The sequence below is a fragment of the uncultured Aurantimicrobium sp. genome, from assembly GCF_936931525.1.
GTDB lineage: Bacteria > Actinomycetota > Actinomycetes > Actinomycetales > Microbacteriaceae > Aurantimicrobium.
In genome coordinates this window covers 1-2,275 of record NZ_CAKZII010000036.1, presented here as the reverse complement: position 1 = coordinate 2,275, position 2,275 = coordinate 1, and the positions used below count along the sequence as shown (strand labels likewise).

The window sequence follows — 2,275 nt, the reverse complement described above, 5'->3', positions numbered from 1 at the left end:
ATTTTCTTTTACTCTTTTGGGGGGGCTTCCTATCCGGGGGCCCCTTTTCTTATGCCCAAAAACCCACGACTTGGTAGCGTTGCATCATGAGTTTGTCGGAGCTGTTGATGTGGGTCGGGGCCATTGTCCTGGTGATCTTCGTGGTCTCCTATCCCGCCCAGCGCCGCTACAAGAAATCAGGCAAACGTCCCTCTGGGGGTGCGGCTGGTGCTTTCGCGGTGATGGATGAGCTCTTTCATCCCAGTGCCCGCGAGCACAGAATTGTGATGGAAGAACAGGCAGAGGCAAGAGCTCCCATGCCGTCAGCTGATGACAAGCCCTTCGATGAGAACCGCATTGTTATCACCCTCCCGCCGGAGTCGAAATAACTCCTTGCTCTGCCCGGTAGATTTATGGGTGTGAGTGTGAAGCGGAAACAGGTGGCCGGCTGGAGTGCCGTGGCCCTCATCTCGCTCACCGTGATCATCTTGATCGCTCAGTGGTCCAGGACTATTCCTGAGGTTGCCGTCTTCATTTCGTACTATCGAGGAACCACCGCGCTCCCAGAGGGAGCTCCTGTTGGCTTACCTGCATGGCTGGGGTGGCAACACTTCCTCAACATGTTCTTCCTTCTGCTCATCATTCGCACCGGTTGGATCATTCGTTCTAAGAAGCGTCCCCCTGCTTTCTGGACTCGCAATGATGAAGGCATTTTGAAATACACCGGCCCTGCTCAGCGCATGGGCATCTATCACTGGTTCCACCTGTGCCTGGATTTCTTGTGGGTGCTCAACGGCATTGTCTTTATGGTGCTGTTATTTGCCACAGGTCAGTGGATGCGGATTGTTCCCACCTCGTGGGACATCTTCCCCAACGCTGCATCGGCTGCTTTGCAATATGCCTCATTGCGCTGGCCCATGGAAAACGCCTGGGTGAACTACAACAGCCTGCAGGTTCTCGCCTACTTCGTCACGGTGTTCATCGCGGCACCCATTGCCATCAAGACCGGTCTGCGCTTGTCGCCCATCTGGCCCAAGCAGGGCTGGTTGCACCGCGTCTTCCCTGAAGACCTTGCGCGCAAGCTGCATGTGTTGGTCTTGTTCTACTTCTTCATCTTCATCGTGGCTCATGTCACCTTGGTCTTCACCACAGGTGCTCTGAGGAACCTCAACATGATGTTTGCTGCCAATGACGGAACGTCGTGGCTGGGCGCAGGGATCTTTGGCCTGGCTGCGGTGGTCATGGTGGTCGGCTGGTTGCTAGCCAAGCCCAGCATCTTGAAGCCGATTGCGCGCTTGTCTGGAAAAGTCCAGGGTTAAGCCCTTCCCCGTGAGCGGAAGCTCATGTGCTGGGAATTGTGTCAGGCAGGAATAGCCTTGGTTTCATGTGGGCGACGCTGAAGTCACTGCTCCCAAGCCGAGCAGACTATTCCGCCCTACCAAGAACCTGGAAGTCTGACCTTCTCGCTGGCCTCACCGTCGGCATCGTGGCATTGCCACTGGCTCTTGCCTTTGGTGTGAGCTCAGGGGTGGGAGCAGAGGCTGGTCTCATCACTGCAGTGGTTGCCGGATTCATTGCTGCCGTCTTTGGTGGATCCAATGTGCAGGTCTCCGGTCCCACCGGTGCGATGGTTGTCGTGCTGGCCCCGATTGTTGCCGCGCACGGCGCGGGTTCGGTCATCATTGTGGGACTCATGGCTGGTGTCATTGTGTTGCTGCTGGGTTTGTTCCGCCTGGGACGGTCGGTGTCCTTTATACCGTGGCCAGTTATTGAAGGCTTCACTCTGGGTATTGCTGTCATTATCTTTGTCCAGCAAATACCGGCGGCAGTGGGTTCCCCCGAGTTTGTGGAGTCGACCAATGCCGTGGTCTCTGGAATCAGTGCCATCGTGGCCGCGAATGTGGACTTGGCACTGTGGTCATTAGGTGCCGTGCTGATCATTGCTCTGATCATGGTGGTCACCCCGAAGTTCATCCCCGTTGTTCCCGGCTCCATTATTGGCATCATCGTGATTACGGTGGCCGCTGAGTTGACCGGGTCGCCCTTGGTTCGAATAGGGGAGCTTCCCAGCTCCCTTGGCCTTCCGGCTCTACCTGACTTTGCCGGAGTCAACCTGGGGGAGTTAGTTGTTCCTGCCTTCGCAGTTGCTGCACTTGCAGCCATAGAGTCTCTGCTTTCAGCACGTGTGGCAGCAAGCATGGCGAACACAGGAGTGTTCAACCCGGACCGTGAACTCGTCGGACAAGGACTAGCTTCAGTCGGGTCGGCACTCTTTGGTGGCATGCCTGCAACCGGC

At 56.5% G+C, this 2,275-nt stretch carries 3 protein-coding genes; all 3 read left to right on the top strand.

The features are described 5' to 3' along the window. The first annotated feature begins 86 nt into the window (after positions 1 to 86). Positions 87 to 368: a hypothetical protein gene (locus tag Q0362_RS01735; RefSeq protein WP_298119131.1), complete on the top strand. Its 282-nt coding sequence runs from the start codon at positions 87 to 89 to the stop codon at positions 366 to 368. Positions 369 to 398: 30 nt separating this feature from the next. After that, positions 399 to 1,298 carry a cytochrome b/b6 domain-containing protein gene (locus Q0362_RS01730; RefSeq protein WP_298119129.1) on the top strand — a complete coding sequence of 300 codons (900 nt, stop codon included), beginning with the start codon at positions 399 to 401 and terminating at the stop codon, positions 1,296 to 1,298. A 65-nt stretch (positions 1,299 to 1,363) separates the two neighbouring features. Continuing rightward, positions 1,364 to 2,275: SulP family inorganic anion transporter (locus tag Q0362_RS01725; RefSeq protein ID WP_298119128.1), on the top strand; the 912-nt coding region annotated here is incomplete at its 3' end.